The organism is Actinomadura madurae, assembly GCF_900115095.1.
Lineage (GTDB): Bacteria > Actinomycetota > Actinomycetes > Streptosporangiales > Streptosporangiaceae > Spirillospora > Spirillospora madurae.
Genome location: NZ_FOVH01000014.1, coordinates 93,597 through 114,835, shown reverse-complemented (window position 1 = coordinate 114,835; position 21,239 = coordinate 93,597). Strand labels below are relative to the sequence as shown.

Below are 21,239 nucleotides of genomic sequence, written 5' to 3'. Positions count from 1 at the left end.
CGCCGCCGCGTCGCCCCGTTCAGGGGCGGGCGGCGCGGACCTGCCCGGCCGGGAGCCAGGCGGGCCGGACCGTGCGGACGCGGGCGGGCTGCGGCGGGAGCGTGCGGAGCCTCGCCGCGGTGGGCCGCTTGCCCGCGAGCCGCGAGCCCGCGGCGCGCAGCCGCCGGCGTGCCGCCCGCCGGGCGCGGGTGCCGGCCCGGCGGCCCAGCCGTAGCCGGAGCAGCAGCAGCGTCACCACGACCGCCAGCGCGGCCAGGAAGCCCGCCTGGAGCGCGACCAGGTCCGCGACGGTGAACCGCTCGTCGGGGAGCTCGCGCAGGTTCGACACCGGGACGAGCGGCCCGGAGGCCGGCGCGATCTGCGGGGTGTCCGGCACGATCGGCGGCAGCGCCACCTGCGGACCGGTCATGCCCGCGAGCGGGTCGAAGCCGGACGCGGTCAGCGGCGGGACCCCGGGCGGCAGCGACGTCGGGCTGATCCCGGGCGGCAGCGCCCCGGACGCGGCCGTGACGATCAGCTTGTAACTGCGGGACACCGTCCTGGCCCTGGCCGCCGAGACGGACGCGCGCAGGGTGATCAGCCCGGGTTTCGCGGTGGACGGGGCCCGCACGGTCGCGAGCGCCGACGCCCCGCCGCTCCCGACGCTGCCGAGGTTCTGCGTCCGGGGGCTCACCCCCGCACCCGCGGCCGACATCCGCAGGACGGTGCCGGTCGCGGTCGCCTTCGCCGAGGACACCCGCACGGTCGCGGTGATCGAGCCACCGGGACGCATCGTCGCGGACGAGACCGACAGCCCGAGGGACAGCACCGGGGTCTTGGGAGTGCCCGGCTCGTTCGGCGGGTCCGTGGGCGGATCCGTAGGCGGGTCGGTCGGAGGGTCCGTGGGCGGATCAGTGGGCGGGTCGGTCGGCGGATCTGTAGGCGGGTCGGTCGGAGGGTCGGTCGGTGGGTCCGTAGGCGAATCGGTCGGCGGGTCGGTCGGCGGATCTGTAGGCGGATCCGTGGGCGTCTCCGTCGGCGGGTCGGTCGGTTCATCGGTAACGGTCGTGCTCGGAGCGGGGGTCGGCTCCGCGAGCACCGGGTGGACGCCCACCGTGCCGATGAGCGCCACCGCGGCGAGCCCGGCCAGGAGCGAAGCCGATCGTGAGCGCACCGAACGCACCTCCACGCACCCATCCCGCCGAATTGCACTGAATTGGATGGAAGCATGCGCCGAATCGGCGGATCAACCCTGCGCGTCAAGGTCCGTGTCAGGTGCTCATTTCCCGCCGAGACGACAATTGGCGATTATCAACGGTTGATTATTCGGGTGCGTTGTCGTCCCGTCCGGCGCCCGCCCGCGAGGCGCGCTCGCGCAGCCGCATCGCGCGCAGCACCGCCTCGATCGCGAAGCGCGCCTCGGAGTCGGCCAGCCGGTCGCCGAGGATGCCCTCGACCTGCCGCATCCGGTACCGGACGGTCTGGGGGTGGATGCCGAGCTCGCCGGCGATGTCGGTGGCGGTGCCGCGGGTCACCAGCGAGGCGCGGAGCGTGTCGAGCAGCCGGTCGCGCTGGCGGGGGCTGAAGCCGTCCATCTCACCGAGGTGGCGGTGGGCGAGCTGGTCGATGAGGGCCTGGTCGGAGAGCAGCCAGAGGGTGACGAGGTGCTCCTCGCAGTCGGTCACCGGCGCGTCCCCGAGCACCCCCGTCTCCACCAGGCCGAGCGCGTGCCGCGCCCACCGCAGCGAATCGGCGACCCCGGTGATCGGCACGGTGAGGCCCGTGACGAGCTGCCCGTCGGGCAGGACGCGGAGCAGGGCCTGCCGCCGCTCGGGGGTCGGCCTCCCGGGCACGACCAGGAACGGCTGGGTGGCGGTGAGGTCGGCGAGGACGTCATCGTCCAGGGCGCCGCGGACGTACCGTGCGCCCGACGGGGCCACGACGGCGGTGACCTCGTCCGGGATCGTCCAGCGCGCCCGTTCGGCGGCCTCGGCCAGCATGCGGGACCCGGCCCGGCGTAGCAGCAGTTCGAGTAACCGCCGCCGGTGCTCCTCGGCCTCGCCGTCCGGCCGCGCGTCCATGTAGCCCTCCAGCGCGAGCGCGGCCAGCTCGTCGATGTAGGCGAACAGAGCGTCCGCGAGCTGCGCCATCACCTCGGGCGACACGCGCCGGCGCGGGCCGACCTTCATGATGCGGCGCCACGCGACCTGCGCGCCGATGCGCAGCGCGGCCTGGAGCGTGTCGAGCGTCCGGCCCTCCTGCGCCTCGAACCGGCCGAGCCGGCGGTAGGTCTCGTGGTGGCGCTCGCGCGGGGCGTGGGGGTTGGCGACCTGGTCGACGAAGTCCATCAGGGCGCGCTCGACCCCGATCCGCAGCGCCTCCACGTGCGGGTCCCGCAGGGGACGCCCGTACTCGGGGATCGACCTGCGCACCTCCTCGATGATCTCCTGGGAGAGACTGGGCAGCTCCGGCCGCATCAGCAGGGCAAGCCGCCGCGGCAGCCTCGCCCGCCGCTGCGCGTGCTCCGGCGTCAGAGTCCGTGTCATGGGCACACCTCCGAGAACGCCGCCGTCGCGGTCCTGGCGTTTCGCCGGGCGGGGGCACCCGGCTTCCCGGACGGTCGGCGGTACGGCGTGACGCTGAGGGCGCGCCGAGCGGGGGACCCCTGCACACCCCCCGCGATCTGTGAGCCGGACCACAACGAAGTTAGATCAGATCAACTAGGGCTTAATGCAAAGAGAAAGTAAAATCACCATACTGTCGCTTTGCAGTGACACTCGGCGTCCGATAAAGGACAGTTCATCTCGAGGACGGACTCCGTTCCCGCAGCCGGTGCGCCCGCAGCACCGCGTCCAGGACGAAACGCGCGGACGGATCGGTCAACTGCTCGTCGAACGTCTCGCTGATCTGCCGCATCCGATAGCGGACCGTCTGCGGATGCAGCCGCAGCATCCGCGCCGCCTCGACGGCGTTTCCCTGCGCCTCCAGCCACGCGGTGAGAGTTTCGGTCATGCGCATTCGACGTGATCTTGTCATTCCCGCCAGCACGGCCAGTTCCCGCCGGGCAAGCTGATCGAGCAGAGCCCTGTCCGACAGCAGCCACAGCTCCAGCAGGTGCCGCTCGCACAGCGTCGGCCCGCCGTCCTCCAGAACGCCCGCCTCCACCAAGGCCAAGGCCTGCCGCGCCCACCGCAACGAGTCGCCCGCCTCCGCCAGGGGCACGCCCAACCCCACCGCCGCCCGGCGATCCGGAAGCGACCGCTCCAGCATCGCGGCACGCTCCTCGTCGTACGCCCCGGGTATCAAGAGATGAGGTTCGGCGTCGGCGAGGTCAGCGAGCACATCCTCGTCCAGCGCCTCCCGGACGCATCGCACCCCGGCCGGTATCGCCACCATCGTCACGGCGCTCGGCACCTCCCACCCCACCGCCGCCGCGGACTCCACCAGCGCGCCGCTCGCCACGCCCGGCCCCAGCACCAGCCGCAGCAGCCGCCGATGATCACCAGGCAGTTCGTCGGCCGACGACCGCACCTCCAGGTAGCCCTCGACCGACAGCGACGCCAGCTCGTCGATGTAGGCGAACAGCGCGTCGGCCAGCCGCGTCATGACCCCGGCCGGCAGCCGCTTCTCCCGCGCGACGTTCGCCACCCGCCGCCACGCGACCTGCACCCCGACCCGGTACGCCGCCTGCAACGCGTCCAGCGTGCGCCCCTGGTAGGCCTCGCTCCGGCCGAGCTCCCGGCACAGCTCGTCGCGCCGCTCGGTACCGTCCCCGCCTCCCGACACCTGGTCGACGAACGCCGCCATGGCCTGCTCGACCGTGATCCGGAACGCGGGCGGCTTGGACGCCCCGTCCTGCCGCCCGTACTCCGGCACCGACCGCCGCACCTCGGCGATGATCTCTTCGGCCAGCGACGGCAGCTCGGCACTCAGAATGGCGATGACCTGTGGCGGAATCGACCCAGGACGACGCCCGGCGAGGGTCCCCGTCATTAACCCCTCCCCTCACCCAAAAAGGCCCAATAAAAGGTAACCCACCACCCCACCCCCACGCATCACCACCCAAAAAACACTCACCAAACGACAATTCCAAGCACCCCCCATGATCACCGAAAGACAAATTACAACCCACCACCACACCCCCGACTCAAGCGACAACCCCCACCATTACCCCAAGTAACGACTTTCACCCTCCGCGTCCACACGAACACCGATAGCGTCCGCCGCGTGCCATCCGTAGATCACGAGGTGCCACTGGAACTGATCCGGAACGAGCCCGCACTCGCCCCGGAACTCCTCCAGCTGGTTTCCGGTATCAAACCCCCCGAATACGAACAGATCTCCCATGGATCGGAGACGCTCACCGACTGCAACCCCACCGAATACCGGTGCGACTCGACCGTCCTCCTAGGCGACCCCCACCGCCCAGACCTCGCGATCGTCGTAGAGGTCCAGCGCAAGCCGGACGAGCGCAAACGCTTCAGCTGGCCGGTCTACCTGTCCACACTCCGCGCCCGCCGTAAGTGCCCGGTCACGCTCCTCGTCCTGTGCCCGAACAAGCGAACGGCCACCTGGTGCCGCGAACCCATCGAAAGCGGACACGAGGGCTGGGTCCTGCGCCCCTGGGTACTGGACCTCACGAAGGCTCCCGCCGTCACCGACCTGAACAAGGCCCGCTCGCTCCCGGAACTGACCGTCCTGAGCACCCTCGCCAACGCCGACGGCCCCGACCGCGAAGCCGTCCTGACGGCCTTCGCCGAGGCGCTGGAGGTCACGGACCGGGACAAGGGCGAGCTGTACCATGACTACGTGCGGTCACAGCTCTCCGAAGCCGCACGAGACTGCCTGGAGGAGATCATGCAAGCCGGCACCTACGAGTGGAAAAGCGACTTCGCCCTCAAACACATAGCCGAAGGCAAAGCCGAGGGCAAAGCCGAAGGCAGGATCGAGGGCGAAGTTGAGGGTGAGATCAAGGTGCTCCTCGTCGTCCTAGAGGCGCGCGGCTTCACCATCGACGACGACCTCCGCCAGCGCATCACAAACTGCAAAGACCTCCAGCAGCTCGACAACTGGGTCCGACGCGCAGCCACCGCCCAAACCCTCGACGAGATCTTCACCTGACCTGACACCCCGCCCGCCAGGATGCACAGACTGCCTGGCGGGCGAATCGTCACCACCGCGAGACACCACCCTCCAAGCGCGGGAAGAACAGCAGCGCGGCTCGCGCGATCTCCAGGCTTCGAGCTGGGTCTCGGCCTACACACACCCGATTCGCTGAGCCAGGCGCGGGCACGGCTGGCATCCCTCGCCACCACGCTTGCGGCACCCCGTAGCCGTACGAGACTGAACGGGAGATCATGCAAGAGGGCACCTACGATCGGAAAAGCGACTTCGCCTCAAAGTACATCGCCGAAGGCAAGGCTCGGGCCAAAGCCGAAGCCAGGCTTAAAGGTGAGGCCGAAGGCAGGATTGAGGGTGCGATCGAGATACTTCTTGTTGTGCTGGAGGCGCGTGGGTTCGACGTCGATGAGGAGCTTCGTCGGCGTATTACCGACTGCCGAGATCTTCAGCAGCTTCGCATGTGGGTGCGGCGTGTTGCCGTCGCTCAGACTATCGACGAGGTTTTTGCCTGAGGCCGCGTGGGCCCTCTACGCGTCGCTGTAGCTGAGGCTGGGGATCGCCGTGGAACGTCCCGCCCTCGCACACCACGGCCGCGCCGGTGGTCAAGTTGACAAGGTCGGTGAGGTGAAGGCTGTAGGGGTGACCGGGCCGAACTTGAGGGCGGCCGTGCCCGCGGGGGTGCCGCGGGCACGGGCTTGGGGCGGTCAGAGTTCGCTGTAGGGCTTCAGGGCCAGGTACTCGTTGAAGATGACGGTGTTCTTGCCGGCCGCCGACGGGAAGCCGCCGACCTGGTTGACGAGCCAGTCGGCGATGCCGCCGCCGAAGACGCAGCCCTTCGCGCCGGGCACCGAGAACGAGTTGTCGACGTGCTTGGCGGACCGCACGGTGGGCGGCGGGTCGGTGCGGACGACCCTCGCCGGCTCGCCGGTGATCGGGGTGTTCGGGGCCGGTGGCGAGGTGGTGGCGGTGGTGAGTTCGAGAGTGATCGGGTTGCTGTCGCTGCCGACCCGGCAGTTGGAGCCGAGGAACGGGTTGACCAGCCGGATCTTCAGGCCGACCTTGATGTGGAAGTCCGCGCTCGTCGGCTGGTCGAAGACGCCGGCGTACTCGGGCTGCGCGTACACCGCGGTCAGCAGCGGGTCGCCGAACAGGCCGGGCTGGACGAGCATCCGCTCCGCGCGCATCTTCCCGAACACCGCGGTGTACTTGAAGGTCTGCGGGTTGTAGGCGTTCGCGAACGTCATGCGGATCGGCTTGTCGATCGCCTGGTCGAAGGCGCCGACATGGAAGGTCCCGCTGGTGACGATCACGGAGACGCACCTGGACAGGCGCGGGTCGGAGCCCTCGGGAAGCGGCGGGCAGTCGGAGAAGTCGAAGGTGTCCGGGATCGGGTCGGGGTTGGCGGCGGGCGCGGCGGGGGCGGCCTGCGCCGCGGTCCCCGCGCCCACGGTCAGCGCCGCGCCCAGGGCGGCGGCGGAAAGCGCGAGCCGGGTCACGCGCTTGACGGGACGGGCGAGCTTCACGGTCGGGTCCTTTCTTTCTGCGCGAATACGAGGGACTTCGATCCTTGATTCCTAGGGGGAGAGTAAGCCCGCCATATTGATGGTTCAATACATGGCGGTGCGCATTTTTGAGGCAAATCTTCGATCTTGTCAGCGGGTGCCAGAAAGAGCTTTTGTGCGAGTGGTCGCATTGTCAGCGGGGATGCATTTCGGCGGCGGTTGTCAGGGGCTGGAAATCGTTTGGGGAGGGGTCACCGTTAGTCGTGCGGCGACCACGATCCGGTCTTCGGTTGCGATGAATCCGCTTGGACAGGCGAAGTTGACGAAAGTGACGCCCATGTTCCCGCTGTCGAGTCTGAGCACGCTGCTTCCGTTGGTGAAGGCCGCGTCGGCCGTTCCGAGGTTGCCGGTGGGATCCGCTATATCCGCCTGGCACCTGTTCGTCCCGACGAGGTTGAGGTGGAAGCCGAAGAGGGTGCCCGTCGTCTTGCCTGTTCCGGCGTCGTAGGACGAGGCGTACATCTCCAGCTGGACGCCGCTGGTCATCGTGACCGTGTATCCGACGCCGTCCGGGCCGGTGCAGTCCTGGAAGGTGGCCTCGTCGAATTCGATGAGCGGTTCCGTCGTGTCCCCGGCTCCGGATTCGGCGGATCCGGTGAAGGTGGCGCCGGCGCAGTCGATGCTCCAGCCCCGGTCGGTATTGCGAATCTCCACCGGTGCCGTGGCCGTCACGGATCCTCCCGGTGTGACCGTCCAGGTGTCCTCTGGGGCCGACGCCGGCAGGAGGGCGGCGAGAATGGCTGTCAGGGCAAGCACTTTCATACGGCCACCCTTTCGTCGGGAGTCTCAGGCCGGTCCGCCGCAGGTGCGCGGCCTGCGGCGGACCGGCGGGTGCGTGCCCGGACCGGGGTGGTGGCGAACGGGCACGACCCGCTATTTGAGCGTGAAGTTCTGCGGCGGGTCCCAGGCGAACGCGGCGTTCGTGATCCGCCCGAATCCCGCTCTCGAGAAGCCCGTCCAGGACGGGCATGTCGTCTTGTTCGTGACTCGCATCGAGGCGCTGGCGGTGAACGTGCCGTTCGCGTATCCGCCGACCAGCCCGGCGTACGTCTCCTCCGTCGAGGCCAGAGCGGGGATGTTTCCGATGCGGATGGCGCAGGAGGTGCTCGGCACTTCGCCGGTGGCGGTGGCGGGGATCTTCCCGGACGCGTTGATGAGAATGCCGTTGAGTTCCAGGGTCACCGTGTCGTTCACGATGGGCCGTCCGTTGAACCACCAGTTCGAAGCCACGGAGAGGGCGAGGGGGAACTCGCGTCCGGATGCCGAGAGCACGCAGCCGGTGAACGTGGGGGTAACCTCGGCCAGCATGAAGCGCTGGCGCCAGTGCTGTTTGTCGAGGTGGAACCGCAGCGCGGCCGCCTCGCAGCGGATCTGGGAGGCGCCGGTCCCCGCGATGACGAACGGGGCGACCGTGGCCGTGACGTCTCCGCCCGGTGAGATCGTCCAGGTCTGCGGTTCTTCGGGATCGGCGTCGCAGTCCCGCGTCTCCGACGGCCTGCACCAGGGGCCGGACTCGATCTTCGCGTAGTTGCCGGAGCCGGAGATGCTCGCCGTGAACAGCGGGCTCAGGTCCTCGCCCACACCGCAATGGGAGAACGCCGGAATATCCATTTCCCCGGTGAAGGTCTGGCCGTCGTCGGGTCTGATGAATCCCGTTTCCTCATCGCCCATGAACGAGGAGAGCGACAGCAGGGTCCGACCGCTGCCGCAGTTCTGTCCCACGTTCAGGGCGGTGCCGTTGACCGACACGTCCTTGACGCGCACGGCTACGTACTGGCGCATCCAGGCGTTGCTGCTCTCCACACCTGGCGGGCGGACGTTGGGCGCCTGCAATGGCGCGACGATGCGCAGGTTTCCGACCTTGCGGTTGATGGGGTCGCCGGGCGCGCGGAGCTGCACCGTCTCCGCCGCCGCCGTCGTGGGCATGAAACCGAGCGACAGGATCGTGGCTCTGCTCGGCACGGTGGTGTTGAGCACATAGCCCTGCTGCTCAAGGTAGTTCGTGCCGGTCGTGGGAGGATTGGCGCGATAGGTGACCACCCCTCGCCTGAAGACGCTTTCCGCCGCAATGGGGGTGGCGCTGCCGAGTTTCTTGATATTGGCGAATCCGGCGCCGCGCGCACAATAGGGTAGGCCGGGGTCATACCCCTCCGGGGGAACCCGCGCGATGCCCGTGCTGGGACGTTCCGGCTTGTTGAAGATCTCGTAGAGTTTCTCGTCCAGGTTCAGGCTGTACTCGGGATCGTCGCCGGGGTTCACCGGCGGCGGCGGGATCTCGAAGCATTCGAGGGTGCTTGGCGGTTCCGCCTGCGGCGCGATGCCCTGCCCCGTGGCCGGGACCCCGGCCGCGGCCGGGGTCCGACCCCGCACCGAGACGCTTCCGAGCCGCGGACTGCGCGGCGGGGTGCAGTTCAACGAGACCGGCTTCCCGGCCGTCCCCTCGGAGTCGTCGAGGACGAGTGTCAGGCCGCGTGCCCGCCAGGCCAGCTGGCCCGGCGCGGAAGGGGTGATCGGGGACGTCACGCCATGGCCGGTGAGCCGCACCGCCTCGCCGGTGGACGGCCCCTCGGCGGCGAGGGCGAACACGGGCCAGCCGGCGTCGAGGACGCGGGTGCCCTGGACGATGTCCACGTCCAGCCGCGCCGTCCCGGTGACACCGGCCATCGCCTGAACGCCGGGTGCCACGGGATCCGCCGTACCGCCGCCCGCCGGCTCGGCCGGTCCGCGCAGGAGCGTGGAGGGGACGTTCGCGCTGATCGCGACCGTGCCCGGTTGCACGGGTTCGCCGACGCGCCCGGCGGCCGGCGCGCTCGCCTTCACCGCGACGTCGACCCGCTGCGTTCCCGTCGGCGTGGTGCACAGGAAGGGCAGCTCGGCGCCGATGTCGGCGGACGCCGACGGGCCCGCGCCCGGCATGCCGACGACGGCCAGCGCCGTCGCCACGGCCGCGGTGGCCGCGAGCGAGGCGAGGCGGCGGCCGTACTGCAACATGTCCACGTCCAATCGTCGGAGGGGGCCGCATTCGCGCGCTCGGCGCGAATGCGGCCCTCGGGGGGGAGCGTCAGGTCGCGGTCATCACGGGTGCGTGATCATCTGGAGCGGCGAGACCTGGTAGGCGCCGTCGAGCAGGACCTGGTCGCCCGCGTTGATCAGGCTCGGGTCGCAGTCCGCGTCGACGGTCTTGACCTCGAGGTTGCCGCCGGACACGCGGAGCGTTCCGTCGGAGTTGTCGTACGTGCCGTCGATCGTCCCGGTGTCGCTGCCGGGGCCCGCGACGGTGGCGTCGCACTCGTCGCTGCCGTGGATGCTCGCCTGGACGCCGGTCAGCGTGCCGGTCGTGACCCCGGCACCGTCGTAGTCCTGGGCGTTGAACTGCCAGGGCGTGCCCGTCGCCGTCACCTGGACCACGATCCCCACCGGCCCGGTGCACCAGTTGTTCGGGTTGCCCGGGGTGGAGAACGACACGCTGTCCAGCTGCGCGATGCCGGCGCCGGGCAGGTTGGACCCGCTCTTCGCCGACCCACTGGCCGTGGACGAGTCGCACACGATCGCCGCGCCGGTGGTCATGTCGATCGCGGTGAGCGGACCGAGGTTGGTGCCGGAGATGGCGCCGCCCGGCGAGACGGTCCACGGGTCGGCCGCGTAGGCCGGGGTGGACATCAGACCGAGACCGGTGACCATGACGGCGGTCGCGGCAAGAGCGTTTCGGGTGAGCTTTCGCATGTCAGTTCTGCTTCCCTTCAGAGGGTGGTTTCTGTCGGCTAGTGGGGATACTGACTGCGGTTTCCTGGGTGTGACTCCTCCTGTTCAGCGGGGAGCAGGACCCATGGAGCCGAAACCCTCGACTCCATCAGACGACCACCCTGTCCTGCCCTATATATACCTGTAAGATACGCACTGGTAACAAGTAAATCAAGGCCCGATTGACACCTTTCCGATGCCTCCACCACCGTTTTTTTGGTTTTGTCATCGACTTAGCAATCGAGCATCCCTGTATTGTCAGCGGCCACGAATCGCGCGCATTGCGGTCAGGCGCCGAGAGTGTCGATGTTGTCGATCTTCCATTGTCCGTTCATCTGGACGGCGTCGACGGCGAAGACGGCGGCGGAGTAGCTGGTCTTGTCCTTGTCGGTCCGGGTGTTGCGCTGGTCGGCGAAGATCAGCAGGCGGGCGCGGTCCCTGGTCAGGGACGTGACCGCCGAGTCGGTGACGGTGGTGGTCAGGACCTGTTTCTGCTGGGGCGCCTGCCTGTGGACCAGCGCGAAGAGCTGGTTGTACTGCTGGACGGCTTTACCGGTGAGGACGTCCTGGGCGGCCTTCTCGGTTTTCGCCACGTCGGCGTAGTTGTAGGAGAAGGCTGTGTTCACCGCCGTGGTGATCTGCCCCTTCACCTCGCTTGTCCGGCCGTTGTCGCTCAGCGCCTCATTCTTGGCGGACGCCGCGCCGGTCCGTTCGCCGGCCTGGCCGTGCAGCCATGCGGCGGTGACACCGAACGCGATGGCCAGGGCGCCGAGAAATGTGACGAGGCGGTTGCGGCCGGATCCCGGAACCGCGCGCCCGAGCGTGCTGATCGCTGCCATGCGACTCTCCTCGTCAGGACGTTCCGGTCGGGGCCTGTCCGAGGGCCGACAGTTTCCAGCCCGCGGACGTTCTGGTGAGCTGACCGGTGAACCGGCGCAGATTGTTCACCGGCTTTCCGTCCGCCCCGCTGATCGAAATACTGACGGCGGCGATGACGGCGGCCTTTCCGGCGCGGATGTCGAGTTCGGTGAGGGCCGATTCCCGTATCTTCGCCGTGCTGGTCGTCTTCGCCTTCTGGATATCGCTCTTGAGCCGTGCGCCGCCCTGGACGATCTCGTCGTAGAGCTGGGCGGTCGACGAGTCCCGCCAGACCTTCAGCCCCGCGTCGACGTCGCGGTAGTCGAGGGTGTTGAGGTTGACGATCGCCTGGTCCGCCGCGGCGAGGACCTTGTCGCGCTCGGCGGCGAAGGCGAGCGAGCCGTCACTGGACGCGGTGCGGTACGAGTAGCCGAACCACGCGCACACACCGGCGGCGATCACGGTCACCGCCAAGGCCACCCTGACCAGCGGATCCGCGAAGAGCCCGCGGGACGGTTCGGCGGCGTCCTTCTTCTCCCGCCGCGGCGGCTCGTCGGACGCCCCGGTCCGTCGAGGCTCTTCCGCCGCTTCGGATGCTTCCGCCGCCTCGGGTTCTTCCGCCGCCTCGGGCTGTTCCGCCGCCTCGGGTTCTTCCGCCGCCTCGGGCTGTTCCGCCGCCTCGGGCTGTTCCGCCGCCTCGGGCTGTTCCGCCGCCTCGGGTTCTTCTGTGCGGGCTTCCTGCTCTTCTGCCGCCGGGTCGGCGGTTCTGGTCTCGGTCACCTGAATTCCACCCCTTTCCTTCAGGCGGCCCGGAGGTCGCTGATGCGCCAGCCGTGGTCGTCGCGGGCCGTGACGATGAGCTGGGCCGCGACGGGCGAGCCGGTCGCCTTGCCGTCGCGGGTGGTCGTCTGGTCGAGCATGACCAGCAGGACCGCCGTCCCGTCACGGGTGAGCTCGATGAGCCCGGCCTTGGTGACCTTCGTGGTGAGGGCGAGCCTCATGACCGGGGCGTTCTGCTCGACCAGGCCGAACAGCCGCCGGTAGTCGCCGATGGCCCGCCCGGTGAGGACGGCGCTCGCGGCCCGTTCGGTCGCGGCCGGGTCCGTGTGGACGTAGGTGAAGATCCGCTCGACCTTCGCCGAGACGTCCGCGACGACCCTGGCGGTCCGGGTTTTGTCGACGAGGGCGCGGTTGGCGGCCGGTGACCGCTCGCTCCGCCTGCCGGCCCAGCCGTCGACGGCGAGGGCGGACAGGCAGATCGCCAGGGCGAGGGTCACCGGCCACCCCAGCCCGGCGGCCCGCTTCAGCGCTGAGCCGAGCGAGCGCCGGGCGGCCTTGTTCTTCCGCGGGTCCTTTCGCGGGCCCTTCCGCGGGACGGGGCGGCGCCGCGCGGGCCGTTCCTCGGTGACGCTCACGGCCTGCTCCCCCCGGGCGCCAGCGGGTTCAGCGAGCTGATCTTCCACGTCCCGCCGACCCGCCGCATCCCGACCTCGTAGCGTTTGCGCTGCTCGGTGCCCTGGGCGGAGTCGCCGGCCGGCTCGGTGAAGACCCGGACGGAGGCGATGACGGTCGCCTCGCCGGCGGACCGGTCGAGGCCGGTGACGGCGAGCGCGGTGACGCGCCCGTGCGAGCGGGCCGTCTGCTTGGCGAACCTCGCGCGCGCGGCGGGCATGTCGCGTTTCAGCGCGTCGGCGAACGGGCCGGTGGCGACGTCCAGCCAGTGCTGCAGGTCCAGCTCGGCCACCTTGGGGTCGATGCTGTTGATCAGTGCGAGGTCGCGGACGGCGGTCCGGCTCACCTCGTCCCGCGCGGCGGCCAGGTCGTGGTCGGCGCCCCGCCCGGACTGGAACAGCGACCAGAGCGACAGGCACAGGAAGACCGCGGCGGCGGCCGTGAGGACGTGGCCCGCCGGGCGCGCCCACCGGATCGGCGAGCCCGGCCTGCGAAGCGCCGCCGCCACGCCGGTCATCGCGGGCCTCCCAGGCCGAGGAGGGCGGCCAGGTCCCCGGACGGCGCCGGTCGCGCCAGCCCGGTGAGGCCGAGCGAGTTGAGAAGGTCCGTCGTGCCCGCTCCGCTCAGGGTTCCGGGCTTGGCCGGTGCCGGGACGCCCTCGCGTGGTGCGTTGGCGGCGCCGCGGACGTTGATGCCGGTGCTCGGGCTCTCGGCGCAGTGCGCGCCGGTGTTGAACCCCGGCGCGGGCGACAGGTCGAGGCCGTTGCGGTAGCGGGTCTTCCCGTAGCCGCGGGTGCAGGGCTGCGGGTTGAAGAACGTGTTCACCAGGCCGAGCCGGAGCTTGCCGCCGGACACGATGCTGGACCCCACGCCCGCGACGTTCGGGAGGTTCGCCAGCAGTTCCTCGATGGCGGCCTGCCGCGGCTCGCCGACCCGGGCCGTGGTGAGGAGGTTCGCCAGCAGGACGCTGAGGCTCGGGTCCAGGTCGCGCAGCAGGCCGGACAGCTCGTTCGCCGCTCCGGGCCCGGCCGCGATGAGCCTGCGCAGGTCGGTGTCGGAGTCGCGGAGCTGCCGCGCCAGCAGGCTGGAGCTGGACGCGAACGCCTTGAACGCGGCCGACATCTCGTTCTGCGTCCGGAGCACCGCCCGGCCGTTGTGGATCAGTGCGCGCGAGTCCGGGAACGCCGCGTCGGACGCCGACACGAACCGGGCGCTCGTGTCGAGGAGCTGCTGGAGGTGCGGGCCCTGCCCGGCGAACGCCAGGCCCAGCTCGTCGATGAGCACCTTCGTGTCGTCGAGCGGCAGCGAGGCGGCGAGGTCGTTGACGCTCTTGAGCGTCTCGTTCACCGGCGCCGGGGTGACGGTGACGCTGCGCGGGATCGTGGAGCCCTGCGCCAGGTAGGGCCCGGAGTCGGCGGCGGGCCGCAGGTCGACGTACTGCTCGCCCACGGCGGAGCGGTTCGCGACGACCGCCTGCAGATTGCCGGGGATCTTCGGGGACGAGTCGTCGATCCGGAGTTCGGCGATGACGCCGTCCCGGCTGAGGTCGAGCGTGCCGACCTTGCCGACGGTCACGCCCCGGTAGGAGACGGCGGAGCCCTCGAAGAGGCCGCCGGCGGTGGCCAGGTCGAGCCGGACGGTGTAGTACCCGCGCATCCCGACGTAGCGGCCGAGGTCGGCGTAGGTGACGCCGATGTAGCCGACCACCAGGATCGCGATGACGGCGAACACGACGATCTTGATGCGGGTGACCAGGGTAAGCATGTCAGTCCCCCTCCCCGAGGGTCGGGAGCGGAAGGGCGGGCCCATCGCCGGGCCCGTCACCGGAGCCGCCGGAGGGTGATCGCGGCGCGACCGGCGTCGGCGTCGCCGGGTCCGGCGTGGCGGACGGCTGGGATCCGCCGCCGCCCGCGATGTTCGGGCACGGCACCGGCTGCGGGCCGGCGGGCGGGGCGGCCAGGGCGCGCGCCTCCGCGAGGCTCTTCGGCTTCAGCTCCTTCACCGGCGGGATGACGCAGTCGTTGCCCTCGGCGGCGACGACGGTGAGGTAGCCGTTGAGGTAGTCGCCCTTGACGGCCTTGAGCGCCTCGTCGGTGAACGGGTAGGTGAGCAGGACCTCAAGGGACTTGGGCAGATCCCGCCCGGAATCGGCGAGCTTGCGCAGGATGACCGACAGCGAGCGGAGGTTCGCGACCGTGTCCTCCTTGCTGGCGTCGATGGTCCTGACGGCGACGTCCGACAGCTTCTCCAGCCGCCGCAGCAGCTCGACGAGCTTGCCGCGCTGCTCGTCCAGCACCTTCAGGCCGGGTGAGAGGTCGTCCAGGACGGTCTCGACCTGCCCGTTGCGGGTCGCGACCGTGGACGACAGCCGGTTGAGCCCGTCGAGCGCGTCCACGATCGACCGCCGGTTGCGGTTCAGCGTGCTGGTGAGGCCGTTGAGGTTCTCCAGCGCGGAGCGGACCTTGTCCTCCCGCCCGCCGAGCGCCTGGTTCAGCTCCTTGTTGATCGTCCGGATCTGCGGGAGCCCGCCGCCCGACAGCAGCAGCGACAGCGCGCCGAACACCTCCTCGGTGTCGGCGTTGCGGGTCGTGCGGGACACCGGGATCGTGGCGCCGTCGGTCAGCCGCCGCGAGGACGGCGCCGTGGCGGGCGCGGCGAGCTTGATGTACTTCTCCCCCAGCAGGCTCGACTGCTCCAGGTTCGCGGTCGCGTTCGCCGGCAGGCGCACGTCGCCGTTCACGACGAGCGTCACCTCGGCGTTCCAGGCGTCCTTCGGCAGCGACACCTTCTTCACCCGCCCGACCGGGACGTCGTTGACCCGGACCGCGGCCTGCGGGACGAGGTTCAGCACGTCCTCGAACTGCACCTTCACCGTGTACGGGTGGTCGCCGAGGTCGGCGCCGCCGGGCAGCGGGATGTCCTCGATCCGCGTCGAGCAGCCCGCCGCGAGGACGGTGCCGGCGATGAGGGCCGCGAGGAGCCTGGGCGCGCGCATCAGCGGCCTCCCTCTCCGCCGGGGCCGGCGTAGGTCGGCCCGGCCGGCGGAAGCGGCAGCGGCGGGACGCCGGGCGCCTGCGCCGGCGGGACGGCGACCAGCCCGCCCTTCTCCAGGCGCTCGCACTGCTCGCGCAGCGCCCTCGTCGCGGACGCCGCCGCCGCGCACACCGGCCGCTGGTCGGCGCCGGGCGGGTCGACGCCCGGCCCGCTCGTGCCGCCGAACGCCTTGGTGATCTCCAGGAGGTTGCCGCGGGTCATCAGCGAGCGGGTCTTCGGGTCGTAGGCGTTCAGCGCGTTCTGCGTCAGCAGCGGCGCGGTGTCGAGGATCTCGGCGAGGGACGCCCGCTGGTCGACCAGGACCTGGGTGATCCCGGCGAGCCTGCCGACGTTCTTCTTCAGCGCCGCGCGGTTGTCGGACACGAACCCCTTCACCTCGGCGAGCGCCAGCGCGAGGCTCCGCAGCGCCGCGCCGAGCTCCTCCCGGTCGGCGGCGAGGAACCCGCTCACCTCGGCGAGCTGGTTCTCGGCCAGCCGGATCTGCCCGTCGTTCGCGCGGAGCATCTCGCTGAACTTGTTGAGGTTGGCGACGGTGGCGTACAGGTCGCCGCTGGTGTCGGCCAGGGTCTGGGACGCCTTGCCGAGGTCGGCGATCGTGGTGTTGAGCGCCCTGCCGTTGCCGCCGAGGTTGGCGGCGCCGACCCGGACGACGTCCGACAGCGCGCCCTGGGCGTTCAGGCCCTGCGGGCCGAGGTCGCCCGAGAACTTGCGCACCGCGTCGTAGAGCTGGTCGAGTTCGAGCGGCGTCGCGGTGCGGCTCACGTCGATGGACGCGCCGTCGGCCATCTTCGGGCCGCCGCCGTAGGCGGGGTCGAGCTGGACGTACCGGTCGGAGACGAGGTTCGGCGCGATGACGACGGCGCGGGCCTCGGCGGGGACGTCCACCTCGTCGTCCACCCGCATGTCGACCCTGACCCGGTTCCCGAGCGGTTCGACGGAGTCGATCGACCCGACCTTCACGCCGAGGACGCGGACGTCCGAGCCGGGGTAGACGCCGATGGCGGTGGCGAAGTACGCGGTGATCCGGTGCGTCGGCCCGCCGGTCAGCAGCGGGACCAGCGCGATCGCGACCAGGAGGACGAAGGTCGCGATGAGCGCCTGGAGCACCCGCGTGCGGTGGTCGCGGATCGGCGAACCGAGCCTGGGGAGCTTCACCGTGCGTGTCGTGGAGGATGCCCTGCCATCAGCCCTCATGTCACCGGCCTCCCGTCAGACGCGGAGGCTCGCAGCCCGTGACGGGCGGTTTCCACGCGCCGTTCTCCAGGTACTCCTTGGGGACGGTGCCGCACAGGTAGCCGTCCACCCAGCGGCCGTTGCCGGTCGAGTTGGCGACGACGCGCATGTAGGGGGCGGCGGTCTCCAGCGCCCGGTCCAGGTTCTTCTGGTTGCGTTCGAGGACGGTCGTGACCCGGTCGAGGGAGGCGAGCGTCGGGCCCAGGGTGCGGCGGTTGTCGTCGACGAGGCCGATCAGCTCCCGCGCGAGGCGGTTCGTGCCGACGAGCAGCGCGTGGATCGCGTCGCGCCGCCGGCGCAGCTCGCCGAGCAGCAGGTTGCCGTCCTTGAAGAGGGTCTGGAACTGGGCGTTCTGCGCGGCGATCGTGCCGGACAGCTGCTTCGTCCCGGCGAGGAGGCGGGCCAGCTCGGCGTCCCGGGACGCGATGGTGTTCGACAGCGACGACAGGCCGTGCAGCGCGACGCGGACGCTCGGCGGGGTATCCTCGAACGTCTTGGAGATCGTCTCCAGGCTCGCCGCGAGCTTGGCCGTGTCGAGCCGGTCGAACGTCCGGCCGAGGTCCTCGAAGGCGGTCGTGACGTCGTAGGGGGCGACGGTCCGGTCGAGCGGGATGGTCTCGCGCGGGTCCTGCCTCCGGTAGCCGAGCGGGTCGAGCTGGAGGTACTTCGAGCCCAGCAGGGTCTTGATCATGATCATGGCGCGGGTGGCGTTCCCGACCCAGGTGTCCTTGACCCGGAACGTCACCTTGACCTTGTTCCCTTCGAGCTCGACGGCGGTGACCTTGCCGACCTTCACGCCGGCGACGCGGACCTCCTGGCCGTCCTTCAGCCCGGCGGCCTCGGAGAAGTACGCGCTGTAGGTCGTCCCGCCGCCGATGACGGGCAGGTCGTCGGCGCGGAACGCGAGCATGCCGAGCACCAGGAGCAGGGCGACGCCGACGGCCGCGACCCCGATCGGGTTGCGTTCGCGCAGCGGCTTCAGCCGCGGCCGGCCCGTCTTCAGGCGGGGCAGGGCGCGCGGCACGGGACGCGGCGGCGGTGTCGGCCCGCCCGGCGGGTTCGGGGGCGTCATCCGCGGCACCTCGCGTCCTTGATCGGGAGGCCGGTCGGCGGCGGCTGGTCCGTGACGTCGGAACCGGCGTACGTCACGCCGATCAGCTGGACCTCGCACTGGTAGAAGTTCATCCACGACCCGTAGGAGCCCACCCGGCCGAACGTCGAGAGCTTCTCGGGCGTCCGCCGGAGGAACCGCTCCAGCAGCGGCTCGTCGCGGTTCAGGTTGTCGCTGAGCCGGCCGAGCTGGACGATGTCGTCCTTCAGCGGGTCCCGCGCGACCTGGAGCAGCCCGGCGGTGGCGCTGGTCAGGTCGGCGATCGACCCGAGCGCCTCGCCGATCGGCCGGCGGTCGGCGGCCAGGCCGGAGGTGAACCGGCGCAGCGTCGTGATCAGGTCGACGAGCTGCCGGTCGCGCCCGTTGACGGTCTGGACGATGCTGTCGAGGTTCGTGATGACCTGGCCGATCACCCGGTCCTTGGCGGCGAGCGTGCTCGTCAGCTGCCCGACCGTGCGCAGCAGGCTCTCGACGGTGCCGCTCTCCCCCTGGAGCACCTTGACGATCGACTCCGAGAGCCGGTTGGCGTCCCCGGGCGACAGCGCCTGCATCAGCGGCTGGAAGCCCTGGAACAGCTGGGTGAGGTTGAGCGTCCCGGTGGTGCGCCCGACGGGGATCGTCCCGCCGCGTTTCAGCACCTGGCCGGGCGAGCCGGTGCCCTGGCCGAGCGCGATGTACCGGCCGCCGACCAGGTTGAGGTACTTGACCGCGGCGGTGGCCGAGGCGGGGATCGTCCGGTCCCGGTCGACGGAGAACGTCACCCGGGCGAGCCGCCGGTCGCTGACCTCGATCTCCTCGACCTGGCCGACCTCGACGCCCGCGATCCGCACGCCGTGCCCGGGATGCAGCCCGGCGACGTCGGTGAACTTGGCGTAGTAGGTGACGCGGTCGCCGCTGGTGGCGCCGGTGATGCTGGACGCCAGCAGCAGCGTCGCCAGCACCGTCACCCCGATGAAGATCAGCGAGCTGACGAGCGGGAACCCCAGGCCCTTGAGCCCCTGTCCTGCGAGCCTCACCTGACCGTCACCTCCGTGCCCCGGTAGATCGGCCCGACCAGCACGCTTGACCAGTCCGGCAGCTCCTCGGGGACCTCGTCGAGCGACGGCCCGGCGAGCTCGTTGACCAGGTCGTTCTCCGACGCCGAGTTCGCGGGCCCGAGGCCGCTCCCGGCCGCGCCGCCGCCGCCCGGGGCGCCGCCGGCGGGCAGCACCCGCACCCCGTTCCCGGACGCCAGGTACGGGACGCTCGGGCAGTGCGGCCCGTCGCCGCCGTCGTAGCGGGGCGCGTCCCTGCCCGGCACGTAGCGGCCCTTGTGCGGGATCGACACGACCACGCCGTGGACGCCGTGCCGGTCCGTGCCCTTGCCGAGGACCTTGTCCATCTTCGGGACGAACTCGGCGAACGTCCGGAACGTGCAGGGCGCGGCCGGGGCGTAGCGGCGCAGCAGGTCCAGGCTGCCGCGGCTCGCCGACGCCAGCTCGATGATGTTCCCGGAGTTGGCGCGCAGGAAGTCGTCGAGATCGGCGGACGATGCCGAGACCGTGTCGTACAGGCTCGCGAGGGCGAGGCGCTGCTCGACGATCGTCCGGCTGGTGACGGTGAAGTCGGTGAGCGCCTGGAGCAGGTCGGGGGCGGCGTCGGAGGCGTGCCGCGAGAACTCCGCCAGCTCGTCGAGGTTGCGGGCGAGCGCCGGGACCTCGGGGTTGAGCCTGGTCAGGAACGCGTCGAGCTGCTCGAAGTTGCGGCCGATCTGGTCGCCGCGCCCCTCCAGCGCCCGCGACATGGCGTTCAGCGTCGCCGACAGCTTGGCCGGCTGGACGGTGTTCAGCAGGTCCATCGTGTGGTTGAGCACCTCCGACAGCTCCACCGCGTTCCTGCTGCGGTCCTCGGAGATGACCGCGCCCTCCGCGATCGGCGGGGCCGTCGACCCGTCCGGCGGGACGAGCGACACGAACCGGGCGCCGAACACCGTCGTCGGCAGCAGCCGCGCCTGGACGTCCGACGGGACGCGGTCGGTCGTCCCCGGCTTCAGCGCCAGTTCGAGCTTCGCGCCCGCCCCGTCCGCGGTGATGGAGCGGACCTCGCCGACGACGACGCCGCGGACCTTCACGTCCGCGAGCGGGTGCATCTCGTGGCCGGCCGTCCCGGTGCGCAGCGTCACCGTCGTCACGTCGGTGAACTGCTTGTTGTAGATCGCGATCGACAGCCAGATCAGCAGCGCCGGGACGAGCAGGAACGCCACGCCGGTGAGGCGCTGCCCGACGACGTGCCGGGTGGTGCGTCTAGCCATGTCAGCCCGTCACCTTCACCGTCGTCGTCGCGCCCCAGATGGCGAGGCTGATGAAGAAGTCCGTCACGCTGATCAGCACGATCGCGGTGCGGACCGCGCGGCCGACGGCGACGCCCACGCCGGCGGGGCCGCCGACCGCGCGGTAGCCGTAGTAGCAGTGCGCCAGCACGACCATGACGCTGAAGATGAGCACCTTGACGAACGACAGGACCACGTCCTCGGGGGCGAGGAAGATGTTGAAGTAGTGGTCGTAAGTGCCTGCCGACTGCCCGTTGAACCAGAGCGTCACCTGTCTGGACGCGACGTAGGAGCTGAGCAGCCCGATCCCGTACAGCGGGACGATCGCCACGCTGCCCGCGATGATGCGGGTGGTCACCAGGTAGGGCACCGACTGGATGCCCATGCCCTCCAGGGCGTCGATCTCCTCGTTGATCCGCATCGCGCCGAGCTGGGCGGTGAAGCCCGCGCCGACCGTCGCCGACAGCGCCAGGCCGGACACCAGTGGCGCGATCTCCCGGGTGTTGAAGTAGGCCGACACGAAGCCGGTGAACGCGGCGGACCCGATCTGGTCGAGCGCGGCGTAGCCCTGCAACCCGACGACCACGCCGGTGAACACCGTCATGCCGATCATCACGCCGACGGTGCCGCCGATGACCGCGAGCGCGCCGCTGCCGAAGGCGACCTCGCCGAGCAGCCGCAGCGACTCGCGCAGGTAGCGGCGCAGGGCGCGCGGCGTCCACAGCAGCGCCCGGACGTAGAAGCCGAGCTGGTCGCCGGGATCGTCCAGCCAGGAGACGAGCTTGACCGGCCGGAACCGGCGCGCACCGGGGATCGCCAC

20 protein-coding genes are annotated in these 21,239 nt (G+C 70.7%); 2 read left to right on the top strand and 18 right to left on the bottom strand.

What is annotated here, in order from left to right:
* Window positions 1–19: 19 nt before the first annotated feature.
* The 3 genes from BM339_RS50250 to BM339_RS32890 all read right to left on the bottom strand — a co-directional run bounded on the left by BM339_RS50250 (window position 20) and on the right by BM339_RS32890 (window position 3,972).
* Window positions 20–808 (bottom strand): hypothetical protein, encoded by a 789-nt coding sequence (locus BM339_RS50250; protein WP_024935440.1) that lies wholly within the window; start codon window positions 806–808, stop codon window positions 20–22.
* A 493-nt stretch (window positions 809–1,301) separates the two neighbouring features.
* The gene (locus BM339_RS32895; RefSeq protein WP_021597354.1) at window positions 1,302–2,525 is read right to left on the bottom strand and encodes a PucR-like N-terminal domain-containing protein; all 1,224 of its coding nucleotides are present in this window, start codon (window positions 2,523–2,525) and stop codon (window positions 1,302–1,304) included.
* Window positions 2,526–2,778: 253 nt separating this feature from the next.
* Window positions 2,779–3,972 carry a PucR-like N-terminal domain-containing protein gene (locus BM339_RS32890; protein WP_075023384.1) on the bottom strand — a complete coding sequence of 398 codons (1,194 nt, stop codon included), beginning with the start codon at window positions 3,970–3,972 and terminating at the stop codon, window positions 2,779–2,781.
* 234 nt (window positions 3,973–4,206) lie between these two features.
* Here BM339_RS32890 and BM339_RS32885 point away from each other — a divergent pair, with 234 nt between their 5' ends.
* The gene (locus BM339_RS32885) at window positions 4,207–5,100 is read left to right on the top strand and encodes a hypothetical protein (protein ID WP_075023383.1); all 894 of its coding nucleotides are present in this window, start codon (window positions 4,207–4,209) and stop codon (window positions 5,098–5,100) included.
* 236 nt (window positions 5,101–5,336) lie between these two features.
* Entirely contained in the window at window positions 5,337–5,612 is a 276-nt protein-coding gene (locus tag BM339_RS32880) for a hypothetical protein (RefSeq protein ID WP_075023382.1), read from the top strand.
* A 192-nt stretch (window positions 5,613–5,804) separates the two neighbouring features.
* Here BM339_RS32880 and BM339_RS32875 read toward each other — a convergent pair whose 3' ends face one another.
* From BM339_RS32875 to BM339_RS32805, 15 genes are all read right to left on the bottom strand, one after another.
* A complete protein-coding gene (locus tag BM339_RS32875) occupies window positions 5,805–6,623 on the bottom strand; it encodes an MDR/zinc-dependent alcohol dehydrogenase-like family protein (RefSeq protein WP_075023381.1) in 819 nt (272 codons plus the stop codon).
* Window positions 6,624–6,824: 201 nt separating this feature from the next.
* Complete coding sequence (locus tag BM339_RS32870) at window positions 6,825–7,334, bottom strand: hypothetical protein (RefSeq protein ID WP_143118703.1); 510 nt, start codon at window positions 7,332–7,334, stop codon at window positions 6,825–6,827.
* Window positions 7,335–7,535: 201 nt separating this feature from the next.
* A complete protein-coding gene (locus BM339_RS32865) occupies window positions 7,536–9,659 on the bottom strand; it encodes a hypothetical protein (RefSeq protein ID WP_075023379.1) in 2,124 nt (707 codons plus the stop codon).
* A gap of 78 nt (window positions 9,660–9,737) precedes the next feature.
* Window positions 9,738–10,385, bottom strand: coding sequence for a hypothetical protein (locus tag BM339_RS32860; RefSeq protein WP_021597360.1), 648 nt, complete (start codon window positions 10,383–10,385; stop codon window positions 9,738–9,740).
* Window positions 10,386–10,690: 305 nt separating this feature from the next.
* The gene (locus BM339_RS32855; RefSeq protein ID WP_083598248.1) at window positions 10,691–11,242 is read right to left on the bottom strand and encodes a hypothetical protein; all 552 of its coding nucleotides are present in this window, start codon (window positions 11,240–11,242) and stop codon (window positions 10,691–10,693) included.
* A gap of 13 nt (window positions 11,243–11,255) precedes the next feature.
* Window positions 11,256–12,041 (bottom strand): hypothetical protein, encoded by a 786-nt coding sequence (locus BM339_RS50245; RefSeq protein ID WP_177287843.1) that lies wholly within the window; start codon window positions 12,039–12,041, stop codon window positions 11,256–11,258.
* 20 nt (window positions 12,042–12,061) lie between these two features.
* Window positions 12,062–12,676: a hypothetical protein gene (locus tag BM339_RS32845; RefSeq protein ID WP_021597363.1), complete on the bottom strand. Its 615-nt coding sequence runs from the start codon at window positions 12,674–12,676 to the stop codon at window positions 12,062–12,064.
* On the bottom strand, window positions 12,673–13,230 hold the full coding sequence (locus tag BM339_RS32840) for a hypothetical protein (RefSeq protein ID WP_075023377.1): 558 nt from the start codon (window positions 13,228–13,230) through the stop codon (window positions 12,673–12,675). The genes BM339_RS32845 and BM339_RS32840 overlap by 4 nt, the downstream gene beginning before the upstream one ends.
* Window positions 13,227–14,477: an MCE family protein gene (locus BM339_RS32835; RefSeq protein ID WP_075023376.1), complete on the bottom strand. Its 1,251-nt coding sequence runs from the start codon at window positions 14,475–14,477 to the stop codon at window positions 13,227–13,229. Before BM339_RS32835 ends, BM339_RS32840 begins: the two co-directional genes overlap by 4 nt.
* 1 nt (window position 14,478) lies before the next feature.
* A complete protein-coding gene (locus BM339_RS32830; RefSeq protein WP_075023375.1) occupies window positions 14,479–15,708 on the bottom strand; it encodes an MCE family protein in 1,230 nt (409 codons plus the stop codon).
* On the bottom strand, window positions 15,708–16,922 hold the full coding sequence (locus BM339_RS32825) for an MCE family protein (RefSeq protein ID WP_256255563.1): 1,215 nt from the start codon (window positions 16,920–16,922) through the stop codon (window positions 15,708–15,710). Before BM339_RS32825 ends, BM339_RS32830 begins: the two co-directional genes overlap by 1 nt.
* Window positions 16,923–16,962: 40 nt before the next feature.
* Entirely contained in the window at window positions 16,963–18,072 is a 1,110-nt protein-coding gene (locus tag BM339_RS32820; RefSeq protein ID WP_083598284.1) for an MCE family protein, read from the bottom strand.
* Complete coding sequence (locus tag BM339_RS32815) at window positions 18,069–19,127, bottom strand: MCE family protein (RefSeq protein WP_075023374.1); 1,059 nt, start codon at window positions 19,125–19,127, stop codon at window positions 18,069–18,071. The genes BM339_RS32820 and BM339_RS32815 overlap by 4 nt, the downstream gene beginning before the upstream one ends.
* Window positions 19,124–20,401 (bottom strand): MCE family protein, encoded by a 1,278-nt coding sequence (locus BM339_RS32810; RefSeq protein WP_021596425.1) that lies wholly within the window; start codon window positions 20,399–20,401, stop codon window positions 19,124–19,126. Before BM339_RS32810 ends, BM339_RS32815 begins: the two co-directional genes overlap by 4 nt.
* 1 nt (window position 20,402) lies before the next feature.
* Entirely contained in the window at window positions 20,403–21,239 is an 837-nt protein-coding gene (locus BM339_RS32805; RefSeq protein WP_021596426.1) for an MlaE family ABC transporter permease, read from the bottom strand.

Coding starts and splice junctions, on each gene's coding strand:
- BM339_RS32895 (WP_021597354.1), bottom strand. CDS start 2,525: ATGACACGGACTCTGACGCCGGAGCACGCGCAGCGGCGGGCGAGGCTG.
- BM339_RS32890 (WP_075023384.1), bottom strand. CDS start 3,972: ATGACGGGGACCCTCGCCGGGCGTCGTCCTGGGTCGATTCCGCCACAG.
- BM339_RS32880 (WP_075023382.1), top strand. CDS start 5,337: ATGCAAGAGGGCACCTACGATCGGAAAAGCGACTTCGCCTCAAAGTAC.
- BM339_RS32860 (WP_021597360.1), bottom strand. CDS start 10,385: ATGCGAAAGCTCACCCGAAACGCTCTTGCCGCGACCGCCGTCATGGTC.
- BM339_RS32855 (WP_083598248.1), bottom strand. CDS start 11,242: ATGGCAGCGATCAGCACGCTCGGGCGCGCGGTTCCGGGATCCGGCCGC.
- BM339_RS32840 (WP_075023377.1), bottom strand. CDS start 13,230: ATGACCGGCGTGGCGGCGGCGCTTCGCAGGCCGGGCTCGCCGATCCGG.
- BM339_RS32835 (WP_075023376.1), bottom strand. CDS start 14,477: ATGCTTACCCTGGTCACCCGCATCAAGATCGTCGTGTTCGCCGTCATC.
- BM339_RS32830 (WP_075023375.1), bottom strand. CDS start 15,708: ATGCGCGCGCCCAGGCTCCTCGCGGCCCTCATCGCCGGCACCGTCCTC.
- BM339_RS32820 (WP_083598284.1), bottom strand. CDS start 18,072: ATGACGCCCCCGAACCCGCCGGGCGGGCCGACACCGCCGCCGCGTCCC.
- BM339_RS32810 (WP_021596425.1), bottom strand. CDS start 20,401: ATGGCTAGACGCACCACCCGGCACGTCGTCGGGCAGCGCCTCACCGGC.